The 25,658-nt window shown below is 37.0% G+C and carries 26 protein-coding genes; 16 read left to right on the top strand and 10 right to left on the bottom strand.

Annotation, left to right across the window (positions count from 1 at the left end):
- Positions 1 to 62: 62 nt before the first annotated feature.
- The gene (locus tag F981_RS03470; protein ID WP_016539693.1) at positions 63 to 404 is read left to right on the top strand and encodes a hypothetical protein; all 342 of its coding nucleotides are present in this window, start codon (positions 63 to 65) and stop codon (positions 402 to 404) included.
- A gap of 81 nt (positions 405 to 485) precedes the next feature.
- Here F981_RS03470 and F981_RS03465 read toward each other — a convergent pair whose 3' ends face one another.
- Together F981_RS03465 and F981_RS03460 are read right to left on the bottom strand one after the other, a co-directional pair.
- A complete protein-coding gene (locus tag F981_RS03465) occupies positions 486 to 1,631 on the bottom strand; it encodes a hypothetical protein (protein WP_035372393.1) in 1,146 nt (381 codons plus the stop codon).
- A gap of 722 nt (positions 1,632 to 2,353) precedes the next feature.
- Positions 2,354 to 3,055 (bottom strand): DsbA family oxidoreductase, encoded by a 702-nt coding sequence (locus tag F981_RS03460; protein WP_004718454.1) that lies wholly within the window; start codon positions 3,053 to 3,055, stop codon positions 2,354 to 2,356.
- Between the two features lie 191 nt (positions 3,056 to 3,246).
- Here F981_RS03460 and F981_RS03455 point away from each other — a divergent pair, with 191 nt between their 5' ends.
- Together F981_RS03455 and F981_RS03450 are read left to right on the top strand one after the other, a co-directional pair.
- Complete coding sequence (locus F981_RS03455; RefSeq protein ID WP_004718452.1) at positions 3,247 to 3,996, top strand: hypothetical protein; 750 nt, start codon at positions 3,247 to 3,249, stop codon at positions 3,994 to 3,996.
- Positions 3,997 to 4,046: 50 nt separating this feature from the next.
- Entirely contained in the window at positions 4,047 to 4,862 is an 816-nt protein-coding gene (locus F981_RS03450; protein ID WP_004718449.1) for a DKNYY domain-containing protein, read from the top strand.
- Between the two features lie 12 nt (positions 4,863 to 4,874).
- Here the strand turns inward: F981_RS03450 and F981_RS03445 are convergent, their stop codons facing one another.
- Positions 4,875 to 5,240 carry a MerR family transcriptional regulator gene (locus F981_RS03445; RefSeq protein ID WP_004718448.1) on the bottom strand — a complete coding sequence of 122 codons (366 nt, stop codon included), beginning with the start codon at positions 5,238 to 5,240 and terminating at the stop codon, positions 4,875 to 4,877.
- A 239-nt stretch (positions 5,241 to 5,479) separates the two neighbouring features.
- On the opposite strand from F981_RS03445, the gene F981_RS03440 reads away from it, so the two are divergent.
- Complete coding sequence (locus tag F981_RS03440) at positions 5,480 to 5,989, top strand: hypothetical protein (protein ID WP_004718446.1); 510 nt, start codon at positions 5,480 to 5,482, stop codon at positions 5,987 to 5,989.
- Between the two features lie 122 nt (positions 5,990 to 6,111).
- Here F981_RS03440 and F981_RS03435 read toward each other — a convergent pair whose 3' ends face one another.
- The 3 genes from F981_RS03435 to fadB all read right to left on the bottom strand — a co-directional run bounded on the left by F981_RS03435 (position 6,112) and on the right by fadB (position 10,467).
- Positions 6,112 to 6,963, bottom strand: coding sequence for a YajG family lipoprotein (locus F981_RS03435; protein WP_004718443.1), 852 nt, complete (start codon positions 6,961 to 6,963; stop codon positions 6,112 to 6,114).
- A gap of 165 nt (positions 6,964 to 7,128) precedes the next feature.
- The gene (fadA, locus tag F981_RS03430; RefSeq protein ID WP_004718442.1) at positions 7,129 to 8,301 is read right to left on the bottom strand and encodes an acetyl-CoA C-acyltransferase FadA; all 1,173 of its coding nucleotides are present in this window, start codon (positions 8,299 to 8,301) and stop codon (positions 7,129 to 7,131) included.
- A 12-nt stretch (positions 8,302 to 8,313) separates the two neighbouring features.
- Positions 8,314 to 10,467 carry a fatty acid oxidation complex subunit alpha FadB gene (gene fadB / locus F981_RS03425; protein WP_004718440.1) on the bottom strand — a complete coding sequence of 718 codons (2,154 nt, stop codon included), beginning with the start codon at positions 10,465 to 10,467 and terminating at the stop codon, positions 8,314 to 8,316.
- A gap of 432 nt (positions 10,468 to 10,899) precedes the next feature.
- Between fadB and F981_RS03420 the strand changes: the two genes are divergently transcribed.
- The 8 genes from F981_RS03420 to F981_RS03385 all read left to right on the top strand — a co-directional run bounded on the left by F981_RS03420 (position 10,900) and on the right by F981_RS03385 (position 19,038).
- Positions 10,900 to 11,892, top strand: coding sequence for a hypothetical protein (locus F981_RS03420; protein ID WP_004718439.1), 993 nt, complete (start codon positions 10,900 to 10,902; stop codon positions 11,890 to 11,892).
- Between the two features lie 227 nt (positions 11,893 to 12,119).
- Positions 12,120 to 13,064, top strand: coding sequence for a lipid A hydroxylase LpxO (gene lpxO, locus F981_RS03415; RefSeq protein ID WP_004718437.1), 945 nt, complete (start codon positions 12,120 to 12,122; stop codon positions 13,062 to 13,064).
- Between the two features lie 110 nt (positions 13,065 to 13,174).
- On the top strand, positions 13,175 to 13,798 hold the full coding sequence (locus F981_RS03410; protein WP_004718435.1) for a PH domain-containing protein: 624 nt from the start codon (positions 13,175 to 13,177) through the stop codon (positions 13,796 to 13,798).
- A 135-nt stretch (positions 13,799 to 13,933) separates the two neighbouring features.
- Positions 13,934 to 14,353 (top strand): PH domain-containing protein, encoded by a 420-nt coding sequence (locus tag F981_RS03405; RefSeq protein ID WP_004718433.1) that lies wholly within the window; start codon positions 13,934 to 13,936, stop codon positions 14,351 to 14,353.
- Between the two features lie 62 nt (positions 14,354 to 14,415).
- The gene (locus tag F981_RS03400) at positions 14,416 to 14,913 is read left to right on the top strand and encodes a hypothetical protein (RefSeq protein ID WP_004718431.1); all 498 of its coding nucleotides are present in this window, start codon (positions 14,416 to 14,418) and stop codon (positions 14,911 to 14,913) included.
- A 192-nt stretch (positions 14,914 to 15,105) separates the two neighbouring features.
- Complete coding sequence (locus F981_RS03395; RefSeq protein ID WP_004718428.1) at positions 15,106 to 15,933, top strand: hypothetical protein; 828 nt, start codon at positions 15,106 to 15,108, stop codon at positions 15,931 to 15,933.
- Positions 15,934 to 16,043: 110 nt separating this feature from the next.
- On the top strand, positions 16,044 to 17,843 hold the full coding sequence (gene uvrC / locus F981_RS03390; protein ID WP_004718427.1) for an excinuclease ABC subunit UvrC: 1,800 nt from the start codon (positions 16,044 to 16,046) through the stop codon (positions 17,841 to 17,843).
- A 154-nt stretch (positions 17,844 to 17,997) separates the two neighbouring features.
- Positions 17,998 to 19,038 carry an IS481 family transposase gene (locus F981_RS03385; RefSeq protein WP_004717791.1) on the top strand — a complete coding sequence of 347 codons (1,041 nt, stop codon included), beginning with the start codon at positions 17,998 to 18,000 and terminating at the stop codon, positions 19,036 to 19,038.
- A 56-nt stretch (positions 19,039 to 19,094) separates the two neighbouring features.
- On the opposite strand, the gene F981_RS03380 is transcribed toward F981_RS03385, so the two are convergent.
- On the bottom strand, positions 19,095 to 19,520 hold the full coding sequence (locus F981_RS03380; RefSeq protein ID WP_004718424.1) for a hypothetical protein: 426 nt from the start codon (positions 19,518 to 19,520) through the stop codon (positions 19,095 to 19,097).
- Positions 19,521 to 19,543: 23 nt separating this feature from the next.
- A complete protein-coding gene (locus tag F981_RS03375; RefSeq protein ID WP_004718422.1) occupies positions 19,544 to 20,194 on the bottom strand; it encodes an NAD(P)-dependent oxidoreductase in 651 nt (216 codons plus the stop codon).
- A 108-nt stretch (positions 20,195 to 20,302) separates the two neighbouring features.
- Between F981_RS03375 and F981_RS03370 the strand changes: the two genes are divergently transcribed.
- The 4 genes from F981_RS03370 to F981_RS03355 all read left to right on the top strand — a co-directional run bounded on the left by F981_RS03370 (position 20,303) and on the right by F981_RS03355 (position 24,514).
- Complete coding sequence (locus F981_RS03370; protein ID WP_016539274.1) at positions 20,303 to 21,196, top strand: LysR family transcriptional regulator; 894 nt, start codon at positions 20,303 to 20,305, stop codon at positions 21,194 to 21,196.
- Positions 21,197 to 21,651: 455 nt separating this feature from the next.
- On the top strand, positions 21,652 to 22,446 hold the full coding sequence (locus F981_RS03365) for a thioesterase family protein (protein WP_004718417.1): 795 nt from the start codon (positions 21,652 to 21,654) through the stop codon (positions 22,444 to 22,446).
- 105 nt (positions 22,447 to 22,551) lie between these two features.
- A complete protein-coding gene (gene pgsA / locus F981_RS03360) occupies positions 22,552 to 23,139 on the top strand; it encodes a CDP-diacylglycerol--glycerol-3-phosphate 3-phosphatidyltransferase (protein WP_004718416.1) in 588 nt (195 codons plus the stop codon).
- Positions 23,140 to 23,353: 214 nt separating this feature from the next.
- Complete coding sequence (locus F981_RS03355; RefSeq protein ID WP_004718413.1) at positions 23,354 to 24,514, top strand: hypothetical protein; 1,161 nt, start codon at positions 23,354 to 23,356, stop codon at positions 24,512 to 24,514.
- 102 nt (positions 24,515 to 24,616) lie between these two features.
- On the opposite strand, the gene F981_RS03350 is transcribed toward F981_RS03355, so the two are convergent.
- Both F981_RS03350 and blhA read right to left on the bottom strand, forming a co-directional pair.
- Positions 24,617 to 24,835, bottom strand: coding sequence for a hypothetical protein (locus tag F981_RS03350; protein ID WP_004718412.1), 219 nt, complete (start codon positions 24,833 to 24,835; stop codon positions 24,617 to 24,619).
- Positions 24,836 to 25,023: 188 nt separating this feature from the next.
- Positions 25,024 to 25,650, bottom strand: coding sequence for a cell division protein BlhA (gene blhA, locus F981_RS03345; protein ID WP_004718409.1), 627 nt, complete (start codon positions 25,648 to 25,650; stop codon positions 25,024 to 25,026).
- Positions 25,651 to 25,658: the final 8 nt, after the last annotated feature.

Below are 25,658 nucleotides of genomic sequence, written 5' to 3'. Positions count from 1 at the left end.
AATTTAAAAGAATTCAATGTATAGGCTGTTCTGTATTACTCAGTTTAGCTACAACAGTAGTGATGGCATATGAACTTCCAGCTGTTGAAAAGCGCAATGCAAATACCACAGATCTTTCAGTACATAACGCCATGTTCTTACGACAAAACACACAGGCTGCTGTGATTGGTATATTGAAAAAAAATGGTCAGAACTATGAACTTGCAGCTAATGATGGGAAAGGGGGAATGGCGTTACCTATAGCAGTACATCCAAGTCTTAAAATAGACGATGCTTTAGTCGATAAAGAAGTTAGGGCGATTGGGCGAATGACTTACGAAACAATGTATATGCCAAATTCTAGCGACTTTGGTCCCGCTTATAGTTTTACTTTTGAATTGTTTTCAATTGCCTCATTGAATTAAAAGGATGTGGCAGGCGTTTTATCAACATCAGTGGATAAGTCGAAACTTATCCACAGTTCAGCTTAAAGATTCAGCTTATGCTTAAAATAACGCTTCTAAACGGACCAAAGCACTTGGGAAATGGCTACGATCTTCACGACGATCATTAAAATAATTTAAATCACCTTGTACGTAAAACCATTCACGCCAAACAGGTTGCCGCCAAGACACAAAAGGCCCCCAACTGTTTAATTTAAGATCATTATCATTATAATAACCGCCAGTGTAGATACCGTAGTTAAAGCGATTGTTTTTAAAGAACTGATGTTGACGATAAGTACGGTTATCCCAAGTTAAATCATCGTCTTGTTCATCTGCATACGTCACATAGAATTGGTTAGAAATAAAGGGCTGATTGGGGCGAGCATGGGTTAGCTCTAAGTTGGTTCTTAAATAGTTTTCACTGTCGATCCCATAGCGGTAAATTTGTTCTGCATGAAAAGTAAAATCATTCCCCAGTTTCCAATCCTTTTGGGCCTTTAAACGTGCATAAATATCATCGCCTGAACGAATACCAAGGTCTGCATCTATGTCAAAAGGTAAGCGTTTAGAAAGCTGTGACCAACGTAAAGCAATCGAGCTGTTATCATCACGAATTTGTTTACCATCCACTCGTTTATCTGGATTGCCATCAGCATGATTGTTATTGATCGCAATATTATTGGAAATTTCATCATCTAATGAATCATCACCAAAGACCACACTTAAACGGTTTTCAAGTGTGGGTAATTTTACTTTCCCTCGAATACGTGGATTGACATCATAACCATCATGTTTGTTCCATTGATTATCAACAATGATCCGCAACGTTGCTGATGCTGGATGTGCCGGATCAGTTTTTCCAAACCAGTTGTCCATTTTATTGGCTGTACGGTCTGCCCAATTGCTAATCTTTTTCTGCTTTTTGTCGGCCCAGGTTTGATCTTCTGTCGCATCTGTTGGGGGAACAATAACCTGATCAGATTGTTCAGGAAAAATGGTCGGTGTTGAGTCAACAATTTTTGGAATATAGTTGAGCAAGCCGATCTCATTTTCTTTGGTGGTGGCTAAAGAAGGTTGCTGATCGACTTTCCCCGTTTTAGCATTCGCTTCAAGACTGCTATTTACTTCTGCAAATGCAGCGTTCCCAAAAAAACCGCCTAATATTAAGACATAAGGTAGTTTTGAGAAGATTGATATTTTATTCATATGCACACTTCTTAAACTTTGAGTCATTCAGTTTTTAATTTTCAGTATAACTATGCCTTAAAAAAACACTGAATTTCAATGGAATCGCTATTTTAAGTACAAAAAACATAAATTTATTTAAAATGAAACGCATTCTATCAGCGATATCGCGAACCAAAGCGCAGTTTAAGCTGTTTTTTAATAGATCAGTGCTTTTATTATCCACAGCCCAATTGTAGTAAAGCTTTTAAGCTAAAAATTGCTTTAGGTACAAAATATGCACTTATCCAAGAAGAATAGATAAGCGATTGTGAATAGATCCCATAAACGTTTGAAAATCGAGAATGAAGAAAAATTATACGCTGTTGTGGATAACTTTAATTTTATCCTCAAGGCCGATTTTATTGTGGCATAAATAAAAACACCTCCAAAAGAGGAGGTGTTGTGTCTTAAAAAATAAGAAAATTAAAAATGAAACTACAGCGCATGAATTTCGTGGGAACGAAAAATATTTACAGATCTTAGTCTAAGAAAAACACGATGAATAGTTCCTTTTCTGCAACGCTGTATTGCAAAAATGGCACGTAAAATTTTAAAAAATGACCCATTAAAAATAAAGCGTAGAAATCATTAGTATATTTTTATTATCAGTTTATGTTGGTTTTTTAACCTTTTTCTTAAATATTACTATGCTTATTGAATACTGAAGAAACTCCTTCAAGGAATTTCTCCAGTAGCTGATTTTATTTGTTTGGAACTTCACAAGAGTCATCAGCACAAACAGGGCCATCCTGTTGCTCGATCTCAGCATCATTTGCAGTTTCAAGGGCTTTTTCTAACACTTGTACAAAGACTTCACGTGGTTGAGCACCCGCTAAAGCCACACGTTGATCAAAGACAAAGAATGGTACACCTGTTACTTTTAATTGTTCATGAGCAACTTGTTCATCGAATTTTACAAAGTCAGCATATTCTTCAGAGTCTAGAACATCATCAACTTCGATCGGATTTAAGCCAATACGAGATGCGACATCTTCAATTGTTTCACGCTCACCAATCGGTAGGCCTTGTGTCATATAGCTATAGAAAAAAGCTTCTTCCGCTTCTGAACCTAAACCCTTACTTTGTGCAAGGTGAATGATACGATGGGCATTAAAGGTATTTCCTGAGTTGGCATTTTCCCAGTTAAATTGGATGCCTTCTTCTTTTGCCATTGCTGCAATATTGCGTTGCATATCTTCGACTTCAGGGATGCTACGTCCATATTTTTGCGCAAGACGTTCAGAGTTTGAAACTTCTTGACGCGTAGGTGCTTCAGGATCAAGTTCAAAACTGTGCCAATGGACTTCAAGTTCAATACCTGCTTGTTCAGCAGCAGCTTCTAAACGTTTTTTACCGATATAGCAAAAAGGACAAACCACATCTGACCAAATATCTACGCGCATGGGAAATCTCTACAATCTAATTCTGGATTATGATGGGGTTTGTTTGCATAAATTTAAAGTGAAACTTTTAAGTGATGCCCATTTTAAGCTTATTCAGCAAAAGTTATTTATTGTTATTTTGCATAATTAATATACAAAAAAGAGTCGCTTAGGATATTCTAAGTAATCTATAAGGATGTTCGGAGCTTGGTATGCGTCGACTTTTGATTGTTTTCGGTATCATTTTTCTGGCTGTTATTGGATTTTTCTACTATGACCATACTTCAGTAAAGAATGAAGAAGCCAATCGCCAAGCATTTGATTTGGTGATGACTGAAAAAATGCGGCAACTTTCTGAACAAGCTCAAGACCGCTCGAAACCAGTCAATATTGATATCCATGATAATCGGCTCAAAGGTGATTACAAAACCTTGTCTGAGTTTTTATTGAAATATTGGGCCAAGAATGTTGATACACGGAACACTTATTTAAATCAGCTCGCAGCGGCCAAATGGGATCATTTTTTAGATGTAAATCGTTTGGATGCAGACCGTAAACAGAACTATGTAGAAACAACACAGATGCTGGTGACTGTACGACAAGCAATGCAGCAATATCAGCAAAAAAATAGACAAAATAAAACCGAGGCTTTAAACGAATTAAAAAAAATAGATTTGCGTAAAGACCTCAAGAAACCCTTACAGGATAAGCTCGAACAGAATGCTGAACTTGACCCTGAAAATACCCTAATCCTAAATGAGCTACAAATTTTAGGTAAAGCTGAAACCATGTTTGATTTGTTAAAAAAATATGAGTGGCAGAAGCAGGGCAATCAAATTTTGTTTAAAGAAGATGCTCAAGTGAAACAATTTAATCAGTTATTTCAGGATGTACTGAAATTGAATAGCCAAATCAATCAGAAAAAAGAGCAAAATGCGGAAGTATTAGAAGAAGCCTTGTAAATTTTAGAAGTAGATGAATGAAAAATATAAAAATATGGTTGTTTTTTACAATGTTTATACTGCTATTGCTGGGTGGGATTGGCTATGTCTACCAGACGCCAATTCTCGTTCAGCAGGATTGTAAAAGTGTTGCTTTATATCGTTATCATTTTGGTGTTTATCAAATTGACCGAGATTCCATTCTGGATGTCGATACTTATAAAAAGGTTTATGGATGGAAGCATTTTTTAGGCTTAGCCCCTATTTTATGTGCTGAACAAATTGTGTATGACCAATGTGTCGAGGAGGAAAAGCAAGCGGCTTTAAATGCTGAGCAGGAAAAACAGCAATGGAACCTTGTGCGGGACAATTTATATATCAATCCTCAACGAGAATTGGCTTTAAAGTTTCCTTATGCAAATCGTTGTAGCATGTTTCTATCTGAACATGTTCTGCCTAGCAAAAGCCTGTCGATCATGGGTGAGCGTTTTTATCGACATTTGGGTTTTGGTGGTGAAGATGGGCCTTCTTTGAATGACACTATAGATTTAGCGAGCTTCACGCAGTTAAACCCTTCTAATTTGTATAAAGATAAACGGCATGTTTATCGCTACTTTAGCATGCTGGATGGGGGCAGTTTTTCTATTTTAGAGGGTGCAGATGCCAGTAGTTTTGAGTTGCTCGGAGATTGTTATGCAAAAGACAAGCACAATATTTATGAAGAACGTTTTGGCAAACTTGACGATGCTGATTATGCAAGTTTTAAAACTAAATCTGATGCGGGATGTATTGCACAGGATAAAAATGGCTATTGGTTTTGGAATGATCGAAAAGCTTGGAAGGATATGAATAGTGAAGAAAAAGAGCGAGTCAAAGCGCTTCAATGAGGTTGATCTCGATTAGCGCTTGGTTTCTTCAACTTTTCCTTGCATTAAAAAAGATGCTAATAAGCTTTGAGATTTTTTGAGTTTGGCTAATTTTTCTGAAATATGTTCTAACTCCATTTCTAATGTCTCTTTGGCAACTGGGCATAAGGTAAGTTTTTCCTCAGCCAAATCGAAACATGGCAATAATAATTTAATGTCTTTTAAATGCATGCCGGCATCATTGAGAACTTTAATTTTTTGAATATCCTCGATGTTTGCTTGATTATAATCTCGATAGTGATTCGCTGTTCGTTGCGGACGAATTAATCCTAGCTCTTCATAATAACGGAGCATACGCGGGCTAACTTTAGTTATTTCAGCAACTTTAGCAAGATTCATAATAGACCTCTTATAAACTGAAATGGATCAGTTGAAAAAATTTATCGGTGGCTCTATTCAAGCTGTTGAGTGAGCAAAACCTATTTAATCTTTATTTCAGAATTTTAACAGTATTTACCGTTTATCTGAGCTTTAGTGAATCTCGCTATAATTTGTTATAGCCTATTTAATAGACAATATTAAATGTATTGAATCATTTTATTGAATGTATAGGATGATTTATTTTTTAGGTGAAATGTATGAACTTTATCAAAGTTTCGATACTTGTAACTGCTCTTTCTGTTTGGTTACCCACTGTACAGGCAGAAGAAGTTGCCTCATTGCCTACCATTAAAGTGATGGCGGATTCTGAATTGCGTCAAGAAGCTGTAGGTGTTGTTCCTTATCAAGAAGATAAGGATGTACGTAAAGCGTTACAACATCAGATCATTAAAAAAGAGAATGAGATCCAAAATTATGTGATAGGCGATAATTTTGCTGTGCTTGATATGCAGCCCAAAGCCTCTGAACCGAATATAAATCAAATTTCTTCACCATTACTCAGAGAGTATGTTTTGGCTGTGGCTGCTGGTTTACAGTCCTCTGATCCTACATCAGGTTTGTTTACCATGATGGAACCACTTTCGATGGGGATGAATCGCGAGAAAGCCTTAGAAGCAGTTCGTAATGGAACTTTTAAGTTGAATATTGATGCTGACCGTTTAGATTTGATGTTAGGTGATAAATGGCGAAGTGCTCTGCCTAAGTGATAATCTTTTAAATTTTAAGAATATTGTAAAGCCAATCTGCGGATTGGCTTTTTTATATCTAGCCATTTGATTGAAAATTAAATGGATTGAATCATTCTTGCTATATCGTGAAGAACACCCATTTATTTTTCTTTGTTTTCAAATAAAGGATCCAAGATTGCATCTGCTTCTGTTGAATGATTTTTAGTGGAAAAAATATTTCCCTTGAGCATGCTATGTTTATTCCATACAAATTCTTGTTTGGTTAAATCAAATACACTTACTGAATAAAATTGACCTTGTTGTGGCATATAAGTCGTTACCAAACCTGTACCTACTCCCATCGTTGCAAGTGTTACACCAACACTTAATGCACCCATCGCCAATTTAGAACCTGTTGATGCCTTTAAACCATCAATCGATACCACAAAAATATAATTCGACTTTGACCAATCTTTTAAGGTATTTACTGTCTCTGCTTCAAGTACTGGAAGTGCTAAAGTCACTTTTTTGTTTCGAGCGTTTGTCAAAATAACTTCATTCGATTTTGCAATAAATTGGTTAAATGCTAAAACAGCTTTTTGTTGATCAGTATTCATATTTGAGTGATGTGCATTCAAAAGCGGATAGGTCATGATTTCTGTACGTTTTGAATCTTTATTTGCAAGAAAATCATACTTTTTAAGCTGTTCTTCTGGCATAGAACCACAAATAAACGGTGATGCAATTTCACCAATTTGAACACCGTTCTGGTTTAATTGTTGAGAAAATATTTGAATAAATTTTTCACTGGTTAATTGTGAGGGTTGATTCAGAATAAGATCTTTGCCCACCTCATTGGTGAGTAAGCAACTATTGACTAAAATAGCCACAGGTTTAGCTTTCAGTGCTGTTTGTGTTTGATTAAGTTGGTTACGAGTTTCAGTGGAAATTTTTGTTGTTGCACAGCCTGTAAATACAAAACTTGCAACAAGGGGGAATAAAATTTTTTTCATAGCTACGTTCGGTCATTATTAAGCAAGATTTAATTTCTGTGTAAAGAATAAACAGATTAGGTTAGATGTTATTAATAATAAAGTCTAAAAAAGCTTTATTATTGTTTTTTACTAAAAAATCCCCGCATTAAGCGGGGATTTTTTATCTTGGTATTTAATTAAGAATTAAACACGTTCAATAATTGTCGCGATACCTTGACCAAGACCGATACACATCGTTGCAAGACCGATTTGTGTATCTTGTTGTTCCATCACGTTCAACAATGTAGTGGTGATACGTGCGCCAGAACAACCCAATGGGTGACCCAATGCAATCGCACCGCCGTTTAAGTTGATCTTGTCTTGCTTGTCATAGATGTTCAAGCCTTTCATTACAGAAAGACCTTGAGCAGCAAATGCTTCGTTTAACTCGATGGTTTGAATGTCTTCCATCGTTAAGCCAGCACGTTTAAGCGCTTTCTGTGTTGCAGGAACAGGACCATAACCCATGATCGCAGCATCACAGCCTGCAATCGCCATAGAGCGAATCACAGCACGTGGCTTAAGACCTAAAGCTTGAGCACGTTCAGCAGACATCAACAACATTGCAGACGCACCATCAGACAATGCAGAAGAAGTCGCAGCAGTTACAGTACCACCTTTAGGGTCAAATACTGGACGTAACGCTTTGAATGCTTCAAGGTTTGCATCTGGACGAATTACTTCGTCGATGTCGCAAAGGATTTTGAAGCCATTGGCATCATGACCTTCAACACCCACGATTTCGTTTTTGAAACGACCTTCCTGAGTTGCAGCCCAAGCGCGACGATGAGATTCAACACCAAACGCATCTTGTTCGTCACGGCTAATGCCATTCATACGACCTAACATTTCAGCAGTTAAGCCCATCATGTTAGATGCTTTCGCATAATGCTTAGATGCTTCTGGGTTAAGGTCGATGCCGTGCATCATACCAACGTGACCCATGTGCTCTACACCACCGATGATGAATACATCACCTTGGTTGGTTGCAATTTGCGCCGCAGCAGTATGGATTGACTGCATAGAAGAACCACAGAGGCGGTTTACAGTTTGACCACCAACAGTCTTCGGCAAGTCAGCCAATAACACGATGTTACGGCCAATGTTCATACCTTGTTCTAGGGTTTGGTTAACACAACCCCAGATCAAATCTTCAACTTCATTTACATCAAACTGGTTACGAGCAACTAAAGCACGAACCAATTCAGCAGATAAGCTGTCAGCACGTACATTGCGGAACATACCGTTTTTGGTTTTACCCATTGCAGAACGTACGCCATCAACGATGACAACGTCACGTGGATTTAAAGTAGCCATTCACGTTGCTCCTTAACCGTAGAATTTTTTGTTGTTTGCAGCCATGTCACGCAACATTTGTGGCGCTTCATAAGCCTTACCTAAGTGTGCATATTTGTCGCAAAGCGCAACATATTCAGCAACACCTGTTTGGTCGATGTAACGCGCTGGACCACCACGGAATGGAGGGAAACCTACACCCATGATCATTGCCATATCTGCTTCAGAAGCAGTAGAAACAATGTTGTCCTCTAAGCAACGAACAGTCTCGTTACAGAACGCGAGCATCATACGGTCAATAATTTCTTGAGCATCAAACTCGTGTTTTTCAGTTGTTGCCATCGTTGCAACAAGCTCATACGCAGTTGGATCAATAGATTTCGCTTTCTTACCTTTACGATCAAGCTCGTATTTGTAGAAACCGATGTCATTTTTTTGACCAAGACGTTTGTTTTCGTACATGATTTCGATCGCGCCTTTATAGTCAGGCTTCATGCGGTCTGGGAAACCTTCAGCCATAACTTCAGCACCATGCACACCAGTGTCGATACCAACAACGTCGATCAAATAAGCAGGTCCCATAGGCCAGCCGAATTTTTCCATGACTTTGTCAACTTGTTGGAAGTCTGCGCCATCTTTAAGCAGAAGGTCAAACGCACCAAAGTAAGGGAACAATACACGGTTTACAAGGAAGCCAGGGCAGTCGTTTACAACGATTGGTGTTTTACCCATTTTCTGAGCAAGAACAACAGTTGTCGCAATTGCTTCTTCAGATGTTTTCTCACCACGGATCACTTCAACCAAAGGCATCATGTGAACTGGGTTAAAGAAGTGCATACCCACGAAGTTTTCAGGACGAGTCAATGCATTTGCAAGACGCGTGATTGAAATCGTAGAGGTATTTGAAGCAATGATTGTATTGTCACGAACTTTTGCTTCTGTATCACGTAACACAGCTTCCTTGATTTTAGGATTCTCTGTGACTGCTTCAATCACGATGTCAACTTCTTTAAACTCGTCATAGCTTAAAGTAGGACGGATACGTGCAAGTGTTTCACCCATTTTTGCAGGTGTCATCTTTTTACGTTCAACTTGTTTAGTCAACAAGCCATTCGCTTCAGACATGCCCAAAGCAAGCTGTGGGTTACCAATGTCTTTCATGATGATTGGTGTACCTTTGCTTGCCGCTTGGTAAGCAATACCGCCACCCATAATACCCGCACCTAAAACAGCTGCTTGGTTAACAGGGTGAGCACCTTTCTCATGTTTTTTAGAGGCTTTTTTCACAACTTGGTCATTGATGAATAAACCGATCAATGCACCTGCTTGTGGTGTAATCGCAGCTTTAGCAAATGCTTCAGCTTCAATTTTTAACGCTTCATCACGTTTTTGGCTTACACCTGCTTGAAGTGAATCAAGCAGAAGTTTTGGCGCAGGGTATTGAGCAGGGTTTGCTTTCGCAAGGACCACACCTTTAGATGAGTTAAACGCCATCATTTGTTCAAGCATGTCTAATTTAACAGGCTCTAATTTTTCTTGACGTTTTGCTTTCCAGTCTAAACGACCAGAGATTGCTTGTTTAACAAGATCAATCGCAGCTTCTTGGAGTTTATCCGCCGCAACAACTGCATCTACTGCACCGTCTTTCAGCGCAGCATCTGGACGTTTGTTTGCCGAAGTCGCGATCCACTCAACCGCATTGTCAATACCAATCAAACGGCTTAGACGAACAGTACCACCAAAACCAGGAATGATACCTAGTTTAACTTCTGGTAAGCCCACTGTTGCAGCATTTGACATTACGCGGTAGTCACATACCAAACACATTTCAAAACCGCCGCCCAATGCAATACCATTGATCGCAGCAACTTTAGGAATCTCTAGATCTTCAAAAGCGTTAAAAATCTCGTGAACAGGCATTGCCCATTCTACAATTGCACTTTCACCTTGCTTAAAGTTTTCACCAAACTCAGTAATGTCTGCACCAACGATAAATGTTGATTTACCAGAGGTAACGATTAGACCTTTCACTTCACTGTTATTTTTTACAGCTTCAATAGCAGCTTTAAAGTCTTCAATCGTTGCACGGTTGAATTTGTTAACCGACTCACCTTGTAAGTCAAAGCGGAATTCTGCAATTCCGTCCGAAAGCAATTGGACGGTAATGGCATTGCCAGCGTGGATCATGCCCTGATCTCCTTTTTTGGAGGACTTCTTAAGTTGATGTTTTGAAGTGTGTATGCAATTCCCGCACACATTTCGACTTCACTAATCTTACGATAACTATATCTAAAAATAACCTAACAAGTTGTATCAAGCCGTGACGCAAGGGTCATCAATTTTTTTTGAGTAGAAGATTAAATTAAGCTTTTAAATTTTAAGAATTTTATAGGTTTTTTGCATAAATATTTGAAATTTATTTATTTAATGTGAATTCCTTTGAGCATTTCTTTACAAAAATGAATAAGAATAGCCATCCATAGTGATTCATTTTTTTTGTCATTTAGGTCAATTGGTGTAAAATTTAATTATATCTTTAGAAAATCTTTATAATCTATTGAATGTTTTGTATTATATATGTAATATTTGCTTGGTATTTACTCAAAAAAAGAACCCATTATGAATACACAAAACAAGAACCTCGTATTTACAGCTATTTTTTTATCCTTGTCTTTGGTTGGATGCGGTGGAGGTGGTGACTCTTCATCAGATAATTCGAAACCTTCAACAGCACAAGACAGCTTGGATAATGGAACACGCTATTACTCAGTTGATTACGCATTGAATAAGGGTTCCGATAACTTAACGATGAAATATTTTGAAATTTTCAATAAACAGTTTAAGGATGAGACAACCAACACGAGCTTAAATATATATGTATTAACAGCCAACAAATTATATACTCCGCTAGAGATTGCTGCGAATACAGTTGCATTAAATTCTATGACTTCATGGACATTAACATTCTTTGGTAATGTTAAAACGGATATTAAATTAGAAAAAGTTGATGTCTCAGGAAAAAATATTTTTGATACAGTTTTACCAGGCTATCGTAGTTTAGGTTTCGATAGTGAAAATAGTTATTTTGAAGCACGAAAATTATTAGCTTCATACGGTAATGATCGTTTTCCACAGGGGAGTAACTGTTATCGTTTTATTTCCAGAAAGAACAACCAAGATTATTTTAGTTTTAATACAGATGATGAGTTTAATCAAACATTTGAAGAGTTTGATAGTGGTAATCTTAGCTATGAGAACTATTTGAATAAAACATATGAAGCATTCGGTATAACTTATCGTTATTCAAGTGGTAATTGGCAAAATGTTCCTTGGACAACTATTTATGAAACTGATACGGGGGTGAGGGATAAAAGTGCAGTTGCGGTTAAATATCAAAATAAAACATATTTGGCTGATTACGATAGTGACATTGAATGGACGAGAGCCAAAGAAATTAAACAATGGGAAAAACTGCTAGCTGCAGCGACAACAGACAAACAAAGAAGAACAGCAACGTTAAATATTGAACAGTCCAAGAATGGGTGTTTTATATATAACACGCAAGCTGCATCAGCTTTGGCTTCTTTAAGACTTATTGATTGGAATAAATAAGAAAACAACTTAGATGTCTGTCTAATAAAACTTAAACCAAATTTGTAGTCACTTCTACAAATTTGGTTTGTTTTTAATAATAATTAATAAAAAACATCCAATTAGATCATTGTGGCTTTTTGATTTATAGATTTGTTATAATTTGTAGAAACATTCTCCCTTTTTGAGATTTAAAATTCTATCAGCACATGTTGCTTGATTAACCTGATTAATGAAAAGAGTGCTGTATGATTAAATGGATCATATTGGCGATTTTTGTGATTTCTGCTTTGTATATCCAAAATCGCGGTAAAGTGCGACATTCGTTTTATCGTCAATTTTTTGACCATTCAACGATACTCGCGCCAATTAACTTTCTCATGTATATGTTTTCAAAAGTGCCGAATCAGCCGTATATCGACACACAACATTTTAAAGATTTAAAAGTGTTAGATGAAAACTGGGAAATGATTCGTGAAGAGGCGCAAGCGTTATATGCCAAAGGTGGAATTAAGGCTTCAAGTACATATGATGACTTAGGCTTTAATTCATTCTTTAAAACAGGTTGGAAACGCTTTTACCTAAAATGGTATGACTCAGCGCATCCGTCAGCAGCAGAACTCTGCCCGAAAACAACTGAATTGTTGAAAACCTTGCCAAGTATTAAGGCGGCAATGTTTACAGAGCTTGCACCTGATAGTCGATTAGTGCGCCATCGTGATCCTTATGCAGGTTCATTGCGTTATCACTTGGGGCTCATTACACCAAATGATGATCGTTGCTTTATTGATGTAGATGGTCAGCGTTATTCATGGCGAGATGGTGAAAGCGTGGTTTTTGATGAAACCTATATTCATTATGCTGAAAATACCACGGACCAAAATCGTATTATCTTCTTTGCTGATGTAGAGCGCCCATTAAAAACAAGGTTTATGCAGCGCTTTAACCACTGGTTTGGTAAAAAAGTGATGACAGCTGCCAGCTCTCCAAATGAGGCGGGCGATCAAACAGGAGGGTTAAACAAAGTTTTTGGTTATGTGTACCAAATCCGCATTAAAGCCAAAGCCTTGAAAAAAACCAATCGTCAGTTGTATTACTTTTTAAAGTGGTTCTTGATGTTAGGGATTTTCTTCCTGATTTTTATTCGACCATATATGTCACAGATCATTGCATTTTTTGAAAAAATGATTTGATTTAAAGCGCCCGTCAGGGCGTTTTTTTTAATAACAAATTTTGACTTGAGTTTAACGCTCGTTTTTTTTAATTTACTTTCATAATTTATAAAAGCGCTGGAAAACACAAAATGTTTAAAAATTTAGCCTCAGAAATGATGGGTATGAGTGATATTGGAACAATTATTGAGCCACATGATTTCAATAAAACAGATATTGATGATTATATTTTTCATGAAGATAACGAGAAAATTTTCTTTGTCATTAAAAGCAAAACAGATGAATATTGCTTTACCAATGTGGCCTTTATGCACCTAGATGGTAAAAGTGCGATCAGTAAAAAACGCATGTTGTATCGTTACTTGTATAAGCACAATCCAATTAAAAATGTACTTTTAGAAACAGCAGGTACCGTGGATTTAGATGCTGAAATCAAGTTTCAATTAGGTGAACAGCATTTCTCTATCGATATTGATAAAAAACAAATCGAGAAAATTCGCGATCTCTATAAAGCATTATTTACCATTGGTGAAACCTGCAAAGAGATCAATCGTAAACGTAATGTATTATTACAAAGCACTGACAATGTGCAGAAAATGTTTAATTTAAGAGAGCTTAGTGAACAGGCAATTTTAAATTTACCTGAAATCATCAATCAGACTGCACAACAAGTTGAAGATTATGCCAATCAGCGTATTCGACAAATTGAGAATTATGATTTTTCTGAAATTTTTGATCGCTATTTAAAAAATTGATGTTTAAACATTTAGTCAAAAATTAAAACGCTCGAAAGGGCGTTTTTTATTATGTAAATTGATGATTTTATAGTCATATTTAACTCGAAATTCAGATAGAATAATATTTTGTATGGGGAAACTTTGAAGAGCGTGATGCAAAAATTTCATACTAAAATTGATTGGTGGATTTTAGGCTTTTTAATCGCAATGACAGGTCTACTGATTCAATTGCTTTATACCATGTATGCAAAAGGCACTATGGTTGAATATCCTGAGCATACAGCGGTGTATATGTTAACTATTGCTGTGATTTGGTGGCCGGTTTTCAATACACGCTATATCATTGAAAATGAAGCATTGATCATTCATAGTCTATTTTTAAAATGGCATATCCCATTGAAAAATATTCAAAACATCAGCAAAACCAATAATTCGATTTCATCACCTGCCTTATCTCTAGATCGTTTGAAAATCGAATATATGAAAGATGGAAAAATCAAACAGGTCTTGGTTTCTCCAAGAGATCAACAGGCCTTCCGTCAGGCAGTAGAAGTCGGTCGTACTCAGATTTAAATAAATAGAGAATAGCGATCGTTTGTGATAAATATTTTAAAACTATCATAAAGGAATCTATTATGGGCTTTTCTCTACTGTTTATACGGATAAAAAATCAGGAGATAGTCGATGCCGATCGTGATGGACTCGCCAGATTTTTAGCGGAAAATCAATTATATGTTCATACTCAAGTAGGTAGTGGAGCATTAGTTGATCAGAATGAAAAGGCTTTAGCTTTTAATGGTTATTTGAGTGATTTATATTTAGACCCATTAGAGCAATCTGAACCTATTACAGGTGGAATATACCATGCCACACTAAGTGAAGAAGAATGCATCTTTATTTATGATCTGTGCGTGGCTGGAAAAATGCTGATCGTCAATCCGCAAACTAATCCCATGTATATCATTCCAGCTACTAATCATGATCAACACAATATTCCCGATTTGAATGATGCTGTATGGGTGAACAGTGCAGCAGAAATGTTGCTTGTGCTTTCACAAGGCTTTAATGCATTTAAAGTCTATAAAGAGAAAGTGATGAGACAATATCATGATAAAGATCATCCTCAAGCCTGATTTTCATAAACGGTAAAATAGCTTTTTTATAGAGATGAAAGATAAATGATAAGGCCTAAGCAAGGTTGTAATAATGTTAATAATCAACTATATGGAAATAAAAACAGTCAAATTTTAAGCAATTTTCACTTGTGATTTTATGAAATATTGGTTAATAATGATTCAAAATAAATAGTCGAGTGAACTGCTATAATGAAAAAAACAATATTTTTTATAATCAATGCTTTAATTTTAACAGCGTGTGGTGGTGGATCGGATGATTCAAAAAGCGAATCAGATAAATTTGATACCCTATATTCATTTCAAGGTGGAGGCATTGACTTACTATTCGGAGCAAAAACTTACCATATTAATGAAAATAAAAATCTCTTGGTTCAAGATGCTTCTATAGAAGAAACTTCAAAATATTATCTAACACAAAATGCGATTTCGACATTTACCCCACCACAATTAGATCAAAATACATACTTGCTGGGTGAGTCTGCAACATTTGATGGAACGAAATTACAATATTCCGTGAGTAATTATATTGCTGAACAACCTTTGGTTTTATCTTATCAATATAAGAAAATTGATGTCTCTGGGCAATTGATTACGGATGATATTTATAATCCAATCCGTCAAATGAGGAGTAGTGTGACAGGTCAGATTTTACTTGCAATCTTAGGGTTAGGTTATTCGCCAAATGAAGTATTTCCAAAAGGCTCTATTTGTTGGCAAAGTTTGTCAGCCAATAGTAATCAGGAATATATTGAGTTCTTACCGTATATCGTTGATGCAAAGGTATTTGCAGATTTAGAAATAGAAGCAACAGGAAATTGGAATAATGTGGCTTGGACGCGATTCAAAGACAAGGAAAACACCCTATATAGCAATGTAAAGCTCACAATAGATGGAAACGACTATCGTGGAAAATATCATCCTCAAAATGAATTTTTTTATCATAAATCTGATGAATTGGCGTGTAATTGGATGAACAGGATCGCCTATAAAGCTGCGAATCAGCCCTTTAAAAAATGAAAAATCAAGATATGTTCCAATAGAAAGCGCAAGTAATTCACTCAAGTAGACTTGAAAAATGGATGATCTAACTACATCATCCATTTATAGTCCAAAGTTAAAAGTCTACTGTGAACGAAAACGCACGTGAAAATATCGAAAAGATTCTAGCCAATATGACGACTTTACCTGGTGTGTATAAAATGCTGGGAAAAGAGGGTGAATTATTATATGTCGGAAAAGCCAAAAATCTAAAAAATCGCGTACTGAGTTATTTTGTCAAAACCATTGAACATCCGAAAACACAGGCTTTGGTTGCACGTATTTATAATATTGAAACCCTTGTCGTCCGTTCTGAAACGGAAGCTTTATTACTCGAACAGAATCTAATAAAACTGCATCGCCCACCGTATAACATTATGTTGCGTGATGATAAATCCTATGTCTATATTTTTGTCTCCGCAGATAAACCTTATCCACGTATTGCTTCAGGACGGGGCAAAGGCAAACATCAAGTGGGTAAGTTTTTTGGCCCTTATCCAAGCGCTTATAATGCAAGAGATACACTTTTAGTTCTACAAAAATTATTTAATGTTCGTCAATGTGAAAATAGCTATTTTTCACAGCGTAAACGTCCTTGTCTGCAATATCAGATCAAGCGTTGTACTGCGCCTTGTGTAGGGCTGATTTCAGCCGAAGCTTATAATGAAGACGTACAAAACTCGATTCGTTTTTTAAATGGTGATACCAAAGAACTGAATCAGGAATTGATTCAAAAAATGGAACAAGCTGCAGAAAATTTAGAATTTGAGAAAGCGGTATTTTACCGTGACCGCATGGCCTTACTGCGTGATGTCCAAGCACAGCAAGCCATTTATAAAGTCAAAGGTGAAGCTGATATTCTCGCCATTGCCTATCAAGCGGGTGTGACCTGTGTACAGATCATGCATGTGCGTAATGGGAAAATGCTGGGTGGAAAAAGTTATTTTCCAGATATGTTAGATGATGATTTGGGGCAAATGTTGTCTGATTTTATCGCCAATTTTTATTTTCAAGTTGCAGATGAAGTTCCTGCTGAACTGATTGTCAATGTGAATGTGACAGACCGAAAGGAACTGGAAGCGGCTTTACATCAACAGTTTGAAAAGAAAATTCAGATTAAACACAATGTTCGTGAAACTCGTGCTGAATGGCTTGAGTTGGCTGAGATGAATGTTCAGCATGCGATCAAAGGAAAATTAGCCAATCATTTAGAATTAAATGAGCGTTTTCATCAATTGGAACAAGTTTGTGGGCGACCTGTTGATCGTATTGAATGCTTTGATATTTCGCATACTATGGGCGAAGCGACCATTGCATCATGTGTGGTTTTTGATGCAGGTGGCGCACGTAAACGCGATTATCGCCAATTTGCGATTGAAGATATTACTGGCGGTGATGATTATGCCGCAATGCGCCAAGCCTTAACACGCCGTTATAAAAAAGCCATGTTACCCGATTTATTATTGATTGATGGGGGTAAAGGGCAACTTCATATGGCGATGGAAGTTATGCAAGAGCTTGGTTTAGATGCATTTATGGTGGGTGTCTCCAAAGGTGAAGGGCGTAAACCCGGTTTAGAAACACTACATTTTACCGATGGCACGAAGATTCAGCTTCCTGAAGACCATAAAGCTCTGCATTTGATTCAACAGGTCCGTGATGAAGCACATCGCTTTGCAATCACCAAACATCGCGCTAAACGAGATAAGCGTCGTGGAGGTTCGGTACTTGAGGCTATTCCGGGCTTAGGTCCAAAACGTCGTCGTGATTTACTGACCCATTTTGGTGGTATTCAAGGGGTGCTTAAAGCCTCTGAACATGACTTAAAAAATGTTCCCGGTCTAGGCGATGTTATGGCACGAATGATTTATAAAGTGTTGCATGAATAAAGCAGTTATTTTAGAAATAAAGCGGAATAGGATTAATTTAGTAGTTGCTTAATTTGTATTAGTTCAGATCTGATCAGACATTGATCTTGAAAAAGAGAAAGTTACCCGTTTTGATAAAGGTGTCGAATCTTAATCAAACAAAGGTAACTTTCTTATGTTGCATACTAACAATCAAATCATCAAACACAAAGTAGGCTTACTCAATTTAGCTGAAGAACTTCAAAATGTATCCAGAGCTTGTAAAGTCATGGGTGTCTCTAGAGATACCTTTTACCGTTATCAGGAACTCGTTGAATCAGGTGATGTTGATTCACTCATCAATAAATCCCGAAGAGTACCGAATCTTAAGAATCGTGTAGACGATGCGACAGAACAAGCCGTTATTGATTTCGCAATCCAATATCCAGCTTATGGTCAACACCGCAGTAGTAATGAATTGCGTAAAAATGGTGTATTCATTTCAGGTAGCGGGGTTCGATCTATTTGGCTTCGCCACAATTTAGAGAATTTTAAAAAGCGATTGAAAGCCTTAGAAGCCAAAGTGGCACAAGATGGCTTTGAGTTAAATGATCATCAGATTGCTGCACTTGAGCGTAAACATGAAGATGATGTTGCTTGTGGCGAAATAGAAACACACCATCCAGGATATCTTGGAGCCCAAGATACATTTTACGTTGGCAATCTGAAAGGTGTCGGTCGAATCTATCAACAAACTTTCATCGATACCTACAGCAAAGTCGTTCATTGCAAGCTCTATACAACGAAAACACCGATTACAGCGGCAGATCTGTTAAATGATCGTGTACTACCATTTTATCAGTCGCAGGATCTACCAATGCTGCGTATCCTGACAGATAGAGGTACTGAATATTGCGGTAAGGTTGAACAACATGATTATGAGCTATATTTAGCCATCAATGATATTGATCACACCAAAACAAAAGCAGCATCCCCACAAACGAATGGAATATGCGAGCGTTTCCATAAGACGATCTTGCAGGAGTTTTATCAAATTACATTTAGGAAGAAGCTATATAGTACATTAGAGGAATTACAAGCTGATCTAGACGTTTGGCAAAAATTCTATAATACTGAACGAACTCATCAGGGAAAAATGTGCTGTGGTCGCACACCACTGGAAACATTACTTGATGGGAAGCGAATTTGGGCTGAGAAGAATTTAGCTCAAATTTAACCTGACAGGCACACTAAAAAATGGGTAACTGTCAGATCTGGTTTGAGCTAGTACACTTAATTTCTGGTTACGAAAAATTCTGCACCTGAATCAAGTATATTAATTAGCATATTTCTATCAAATTCTTTATTTGCTACCGCACTAACCATCCCCAGACTTAGTTGTAAATCGGGTTGTAATATTACAGTGTCACTTTTTTGTTTAGTCAGCTCAACATCCAATTTTTTTAAACCATTGAGAATATTGGCTAATTTTCTGCTTATAAACTGATGCTGCACTTCCGTTTGAGGAAGTGTAGCATTTTGCAGTGGAATATAAGTTTCCACATTTATTAGTATAATATTTTTTTCATGAATTATTTCATAACCATCCTTATTTTTAGGGCTGACTAATAAATCACTATAGATGTATATATTTTCACAATAATGTTCTAGCTTATCAGGATCTAAAATATATGTTTGGTTTTCAATTGAAATTTTCATGAATTCTATTTTGCTTTACTTGGTTAGTAAGCGACAGTGAAACGTTGACATGCAAATTTTTTCTGTTCCATTTCATCAATTAATGCAATTGCTAAATCTTCAGCAGAAATTGTACCTGGCTGATTCTCATTCATTAATGGTGAATCAGTACCTAAACGATATGTTCCAGTCCGAACCCCAGGATTTGCTGGCGAGAATCCAATTGGAGGGCTGATCATTGTCCAATCCAATTGCGTTTCTTTTTTCAACTCGTCAAGTAGAATTCGGGGACCATTTGCTCCCTCGAAATATTCTTTGGGGAATTCTGGAGTGTCAATTATTTGTACACCTGGTGCAACATAAAGACTACCCGCACCACCAACGATCAAAATGCGTTTAACTTTTGCTCTTTTTACTGCATTTAGAATGGAGCGTGAGCCTTTTAGATAATCCTCACAAATATTAGGATTAGTCCAACCTGGATTAAATGCACTCACAACTATATCCACATCTTCTAAAACAGATACTAATGAATCCTCATGCATTACATCTATTTGGATAATCTCTAAATTATCTCCTGCTTTTATCGAACTTGGGTCAAGAACAAGTGCTTTTACTTGATATTTACGATCAAGCAATTCTGTAAATAAAGCTGATCCTACATATCCAGTTGCGCCAATTAGAGCTATTTTCATTTCAGATTACTCAATAATTAAAATTACTTCTTAATTAAAATAGTATTTGAAACTCATAAGCGAAAATAGTAGTGTTTTTGATCTACCACCTTGAAGCTGTAGTTTAAAATGGATCATTACAAACGGATGGTTATTTTCACCAAAGTTGTTGAGCAAGGCTCAATGAGTGCAGCAGGGCGGCTATTGGATATGTCACCTTCAGCTATAAGTCAGCAAATTCGCTATTTAGAAAATCATAGTGGTATCACTTTATTACACCGCTCAACTCGAAAATTGACTCTAACGGACGTTGGTAAACGCTATTATTACTATTGTCAGCAGTTATGTCAGGCTGCAGATAATGCTCAGGCAGTATTGGAATCTGAAATAGAGGAACCCTTTGGCGAGCTTCGTATAGCAGCTCCTGTTGGGTTGGCCACTTATTTGGTCAGCAGTTTGGGAGAATGGAGTCAAGAATTCCAACACTTAAGTATAAATCTACAGGTTCATGATGACCATATTGATTTAATTGAACAAAGAGTTGATTTAGCTATACGGATAGGGGAGATGCCAGATTCTTCTTATATCGCACACAAAATTGGAACAATGCGAATGGGGTTGTATGTAACTCTGGGATGGATAGAAGAAAATGGTATACCTAGTCACCCAACTGATTTAAAAAATTGTGAATGGTTACACGTGCAATTCAATAGTGCAGGATTGAGACAATTACATTTCTTTAATGAATATGAGTATTTGAATTTTACAGTGGAAATGAAACCGAAGTTTGTAATTAATAATATTTTACTTCTTCGGAAAATGTGTGAACAGGGGTATGGAATTTGTACTCTAAGTGAGTTTGAAGTAGAGCAATCAGTCAAGGAGCAAAGATTGACCCGTATATTACCGCAGTGGCATTTAGGCGAAACCAATATTTGGGCAGTGACAACACACAGGAAAGCACAATCAGCGAAGGTAATTCAGGTAATTGAACATATAAAAAAACAATTGATATTGAAATAGTGCTGCTCTGAATCTTGATAAGATTGTTCATGACTTTATGAGCAAAGATAATGCTTGCATAGTTGATCAAGCAATTCGTAATAGTAAAAAGCACGTTTTAGTATTTTGGGTAACGCAGGATCATGTCATCCTATTTCGAATGTAAAGTAGAGCCTATATAAACTGCTATTGCTGCCAAGAGATGCTGCTTCTGGAAATATTCAAGTCCTGTAGGATTGTCTTTTTCTGTAATTAGATAGTCTATTTAAAAAAAAGATTGATTATATATATAATACAATGTGTTAAAACCTTATTCTAGTCGTTATAGACGCCATTTAAGTGGTTTGGAGTCTGAGTTAAAGAGATCGATCTTAACCGCATTTGCCAAAACAACCATTGACGCATGAGTCACTGATCATTTTCATCTCACGTTAAATATGAAACAGTACAGCAAAGATCGGAAAATTGGACGGATCATGTCATTAGAATTGCTATTTCAGCAGATTGAACAAGAAGAGTGGATTGATATTCCTCAAGGGTGGTTGCAGGGGCGCACCATCTTTGGTGGTCTTGTTGCAGGTATGTTGGTTTATAAAGCAATTGCAACCATTCATGATCCAGTTAAAAAGTTGTTAAGTTGTAGTGTCACTTTTGTTGGGCCTGTTGAAGAAACGCCAGTGAAATTGACTGCTGAAATTCTGAGACAGGGTAAGTCAGTTACCACAATTGAAGTCAGACTGTGGCAAAATGAAGCTGTGCAGAGTATTTTAATTGCAAGTTTTGGTAGCCAACGCGATTCTAAAATTCAAGTGTCTTTAGAGCCTCAAGCTCCTGATTTTCCGCCACTTGACCAGATTAATATTGTCCCTAAATATTTACCTTTTCCTGAGTGTGTAAAAAATTTTCAACTGGCATGGACTGAAGGGAATTATCCAATGTCAGGCAGTAAGCAGCCTGATTTCTCAGGTTGGTGTCGTTTTGACCCTGAGCTACATGCCAATCGAGCAATGAATGTCTCAGATATCATGACCTTAATGGACGTTTGGCCTCCGGGTGTATTGCCAATGTTTAAACTGCCTGCGCCTGCAAGTACACTGACTTGGCAAGTAACGTTTATCCATCCTTTACAAAATCAGTTGAATGATTGGTTTAAGTATAAAGTGATTACAGACTTTGCTGAGCATGGATATGCAACAGAACATGCCTATCTTTGGGATGAACAAAATCGACTCATTGCGATTGCAAGACAGACGGTTACGGTATTTACCTAGTCGACAGTTTCATGTGAATCGTTTAAAGTACTAACGAAATAGAGCTTTACTCTAAATTATTATTTACCTTCATTCGGGTAAGTAGGGGACTCACTGGCGGTGTCTATGACTACAGGTCGTATCCTGAATATTCCAAATATCTTGACGCTTGCTCGAATCGCGTTAATTCCTGTTTTTTTAATAATTGCCTATTGGCCACCTGCAATTGGTGTGGCTGGACATACAGGTGGTATGACGCGTCATATTATCTTGACTGCAATTTTTGTTGTTGCAGCAGTCACAGATTGGTTTGATGGTTATCTGGCACGAACTTTAAATCAAACCTCAGCTTTTGGGCGGTTTTTAGATCCAGTTGCAGATAAATTAATGGTGGCAGCAGCACTGATTGTTTTAGTGCAGTGGCAACCATCAATCACTATGGCATTTGCTGCAATTGTGATTATTTCACGTGAAATTACAGTTTCAGCACTACGTGAATGGATGGCTGAATTAGGTGCGCGTACCAATGTGGCCGTCTCCACGGTGGGTAAATATAAAACAGCCTTTCAGATGATTGCAATCACGGTGTTTTTATTGAATTGGCAGCCGCTTGAAATACTGGCTTATGCTTTGCTATATACCGCGGTCATCTTGACACTCTGGTCGATGTTTATTTATTTAAAAGCAGCGTGGCCTTATTTAAAACAGCCTTAATCTACGCAATAGAAAGCAGTATACAGATCAAAGCCTTTCTCTCGTGAAAGGCTTTTTTTGTGCTTGAAAGTCAGTACAATGGGAAAATTGATGAACACAGATTCAAATTGTCTGACATCATCTTGTGCTATATTGAAAATCCATCAAATTACAAGAAACACTGTAACTGGAATATTGAGAAACACGCCATTGCAGGTAAAATTAAGGAATACACATGGCAGCATTGCTTTATTTATCGAATCAAAATCTGTATTTATTGGATGGGAATAAAAGTATTACGGTTCCTTGCCAAGCGATTGACTTATATAAAAAGAATTTAGTTGAGATTCAACAACGTAAAGATTGGAAAACCAAAGGTACGGGTGCACAGTTCATGCGAACATCTTCACAAGATGATGAAGTCGATTTAACCCATATTTTCCCAACAGATGTTGCTCTGACTACTGATCGTAAAATGATTTATACCGCTTGTTTGCAAGAAGGCACTTCGATCAATATCAAATCATTGACAGATTTACAAGAAACCGAAGGCTTAGTGTTAAGAAAGAATGATTTTGTGGTGCAGGACATGGCTTATGATGAGTCTAAAAAGCGTTTAGCACTATCCGTCAACACACAGGGCTATGAACGACATATTTGTATTTTACCTTTAGACGCCAATCGAACACAGTATTTGACCGAAGGGGATTGTCAGGATTCAAATCCATGTTTTGATCCGCGAGATACCATGCAGTTATATTATGATTCGTGTGGTTTAGCCTATGGTGAACACCGTATTGCCTATAGTCCCAAAGAAATTTTTCATTTGGATATGGGAACAGGCGAGTTGCAAACAATCGCTTCAAATCCAAAGTTTGATTTCTTTAAACCGAAAATGGATGGACTGGGCAATTTGTACTTTATTAAGCGCCCATATTCCCGTGATGGTTCTCACCAATCTCCTTTAACAACGTTCAAAGATATTATTTTTGCGCCTTTTAAAATTATTCGTGCGATTGTGGGGTGGTTAGATTTCTTTACTCAACGCTATACGGGTGAATCGTTAAAAACAACGTCTGGAAATAATCCAGCCAAATCGCAACAAAAGTCAGAAGAAGAACTATTTGTTGAAGGTAATTTAATTAAGGCTCAGCAAAACTTAGAACGTAATCAGAAGGCTGGCGAAAAATATCCTGGGATGATTCCAAACTCGTGGGAGTTGATCAAAATGACAGCTTCTGGTGAGATGATCGTATTAAAAAAGGGCGTGATGAGTTTTGCTCTAAAAGACAATTCTATTTTTTATTCCAATGGAAAATATTTGGTTGAAATTGATCAAAACAACAATGAGACCTTGCGGGTTGAAGCAAAGCTAATTTCAAAAATTATCTGTTGAGGTTTTGTGTTTCCACACTATATTTAGATAAACCAAAGCCGAAATTAGGCTTTGGTTTATCTTAGAAATTGCTTTGAGAAGGAGACAAAGTATCAGGCTTAATTAGTTTTTGATAATCGTTAGTGAAGTATGTTCAAAGTGTGATTTTAGCTTGTCCATATCAGTCAGTGAGAACGTCCCTTTTTCAGATTCCCGAGAAAGAAATACTGAAAGCGATTGAAAATCTACACGACTAATCAGTAAATCTTGTATAGAAACAGTCCATTTTTCACCTGAATGTAGTCGCGCAATTTGGTTCGAAATGTGGTTAAGCAGATCCATTTTATTCATCCTGATGCAAGTGATTGGAAATTTTTATATTGAAAATAAAAACTCACTGAGTTGATCACTTAAAATATTTTTAACCTGTACACATAAGCTTTAAAGCCATCCGAGATGACTATCATGTGACATTAATATTGCATTTTCGTGACAAGTAAACTTGGATATCCGATTAAAATAAATAAACTTTATTTTTTTTCTGTCGAAAAATTTGAATTTGCCAAAATATATTCAATTTCTTCTTTTGCAGCAGTTTGCAGTTTGCTACGTAAAGCATTTAGGCTCTGTTCGATTAGCGTTTCTGCTTCTAACTCAAGACGTAGACGAACACTTTCCAACTCTGAAGTCATTTGTGCATCTGTGATGCGGAATTGCCCATTGGCATAATCTATTGCTGGATAATCAGGATTTTTAGTGTATTTTTCACTATATTCTGAAATTTCAATATCAATTTGTTGACGTAAATTTTGTAAGGTCAATTGTTGATGTTCAAACTGCTGAATTTCATCTTGTTGTAGTTCTAAATTATATGCGTGCTGTAATGCTCGTTTTTCAGCTAAAGATTTTTCAAGAACCAATTGTCTACGGATTCGCGCTTCTTCAATCAGCTGGGCTTTTAGCTCAGCATAGGCGTGTTCAACTTGGAGTTGCGCCACTTGCATTTGGCGTTGGTCGTTACTTAGCCAGTCCTGTACATTTGTTGTCGGGCTGAGAAGGTCACAGATGCGGTTGAGGTCATCTACAAAAGTTTGGCGTACCGCTTCAGGCGTATCTAACCAGCGCTTTTTAAAATCTTGACCGACATTTAATGTCACCACGCATC

The organism is Acinetobacter guillouiae CIP 63.46 (assembly GCF_000368145.1).
In the GTDB taxonomy this organism is placed as follows: domain Bacteria; phylum Pseudomonadota; class Gammaproteobacteria; order Pseudomonadales; family Moraxellaceae; genus Acinetobacter; species Acinetobacter guillouiae.
This window is presented reverse-complemented; position numbering and strand designations above follow the sequence as displayed.

Bases quoted from the DNA above. Each gene is read 5' to 3' on its own strand.
- F981_RS03435 (WP_004718443.1), bottom strand. From the start codon at position 6,963: ATGAAAAAAATTTTATTCCCCCTTGTTGCAAGTTTTGTATTTACAGGC.
- F981_RS03395 (WP_004718428.1), top strand. From the start codon at position 15,106: ATGAAAAAAACAATATTTTTTATAATCAATGCTTTAATTTTAACAGCG.
- F981_RS03465 (WP_035372393.1), bottom strand. From the start codon at position 1,631: ATGAATAAAATATCAATCTTCTCAAAACTACCTTATGTCTTAATATTA.
- F981_RS03350 (WP_004718412.1), bottom strand. From the start codon at position 24,835: ATGGATCTGCTTAACCACATTTCGAACCAAATTGCGCGACTACATTCA.
- F981_RS03355 (WP_004718413.1), top strand. From the start codon at position 23,354: ATGGCAGCATTGCTTTATTTATCGAATCAAAATCTGTATTTATTGGAT.
- F981_RS03445 (WP_004718448.1), bottom strand. From the start codon at position 5,240: ATGAATCTTGCTAAAGTTGCTGAAATAACTAAAGTTAGCCCGCGTATG.
- fadB (WP_004718440.1), bottom strand. From the start codon at position 10,467: ATGATCCACGCTGGCAATGCCATTACCGTCCAATTGCTTTCGGACGGA.
- F981_RS03365 (WP_004718417.1), top strand. From the start codon at position 21,652: ATGTCATTAGAATTGCTATTTCAGCAGATTGAACAAGAAGAGTGGATT.
- F981_RS03375 (WP_004718422.1), bottom strand. From the start codon at position 20,194: ATGAAAATAGCTCTAATTGGCGCAACTGGATATGTAGGATCAGCTTTA.
- F981_RS03440 (WP_004718446.1), top strand. From the start codon at position 5,480: ATGAACTTTATCAAAGTTTCGATACTTGTAACTGCTCTTTCTGTTTGG.
- F981_RS03380 (WP_004718424.1), bottom strand. From the start codon at position 19,520: ATGAAAATTTCAATTGAAAACCAAACATATATTTTAGATCCTGATAAG.
- fadA (WP_004718442.1), bottom strand. From the start codon at position 8,301: ATGGCTACTTTAAATCCACGTGACGTTGTCATCGTTGATGGCGTACGT.
- lpxO (WP_004718437.1), top strand. From the start codon at position 12,120: ATGATTAAATGGATCATATTGGCGATTTTTGTGATTTCTGCTTTGTAT.
- F981_RS03400 (WP_004718431.1), top strand. From the start codon at position 14,416: ATGGGCTTTTCTCTACTGTTTATACGGATAAAAAATCAGGAGATAGTC.
- F981_RS03370 (WP_016539274.1), top strand. From the start codon at position 20,303: ATGGATCATTACAAACGGATGGTTATTTTCACCAAAGTTGTTGAGCAA.
- F981_RS03410 (WP_004718435.1), top strand. From the start codon at position 13,175: ATGTTTAAAAATTTAGCCTCAGAAATGATGGGTATGAGTGATATTGGA.
- F981_RS03385 (WP_004717791.1), top strand. From the start codon at position 17,998: ATGTTGCATACTAACAATCAAATCATCAAACACAAAGTAGGCTTACTC.
- F981_RS03455 (WP_004718452.1), top strand. From the start codon at position 3,247: ATGCGTCGACTTTTGATTGTTTTCGGTATCATTTTTCTGGCTGTTATT.
- F981_RS03470 (WP_016539693.1), top strand. From the start codon at position 63: ATGGCATATGAACTTCCAGCTGTTGAAAAGCGCAATGCAAATACCACA.
- F981_RS03450 (WP_004718449.1), top strand. From the start codon at position 4,047: ATGTTTATACTGCTATTGCTGGGTGGGATTGGCTATGTCTACCAGACG.
- F981_RS03460 (WP_004718454.1), bottom strand. From the start codon at position 3,055: ATGCGCGTAGATATTTGGTCAGATGTGGTTTGTCCTTTTTGCTATATC.
- F981_RS03405 (WP_004718433.1), top strand. From the start codon at position 13,934: ATGCAAAAATTTCATACTAAAATTGATTGGTGGATTTTAGGCTTTTTA.
- pgsA (WP_004718416.1), top strand. From the start codon at position 22,552: ATGACTACAGGTCGTATCCTGAATATTCCAAATATCTTGACGCTTGCT.
- F981_RS03420 (WP_004718439.1), top strand. From the start codon at position 10,900: ATGAATACACAAAACAAGAACCTCGTATTTACAGCTATTTTTTTATCC.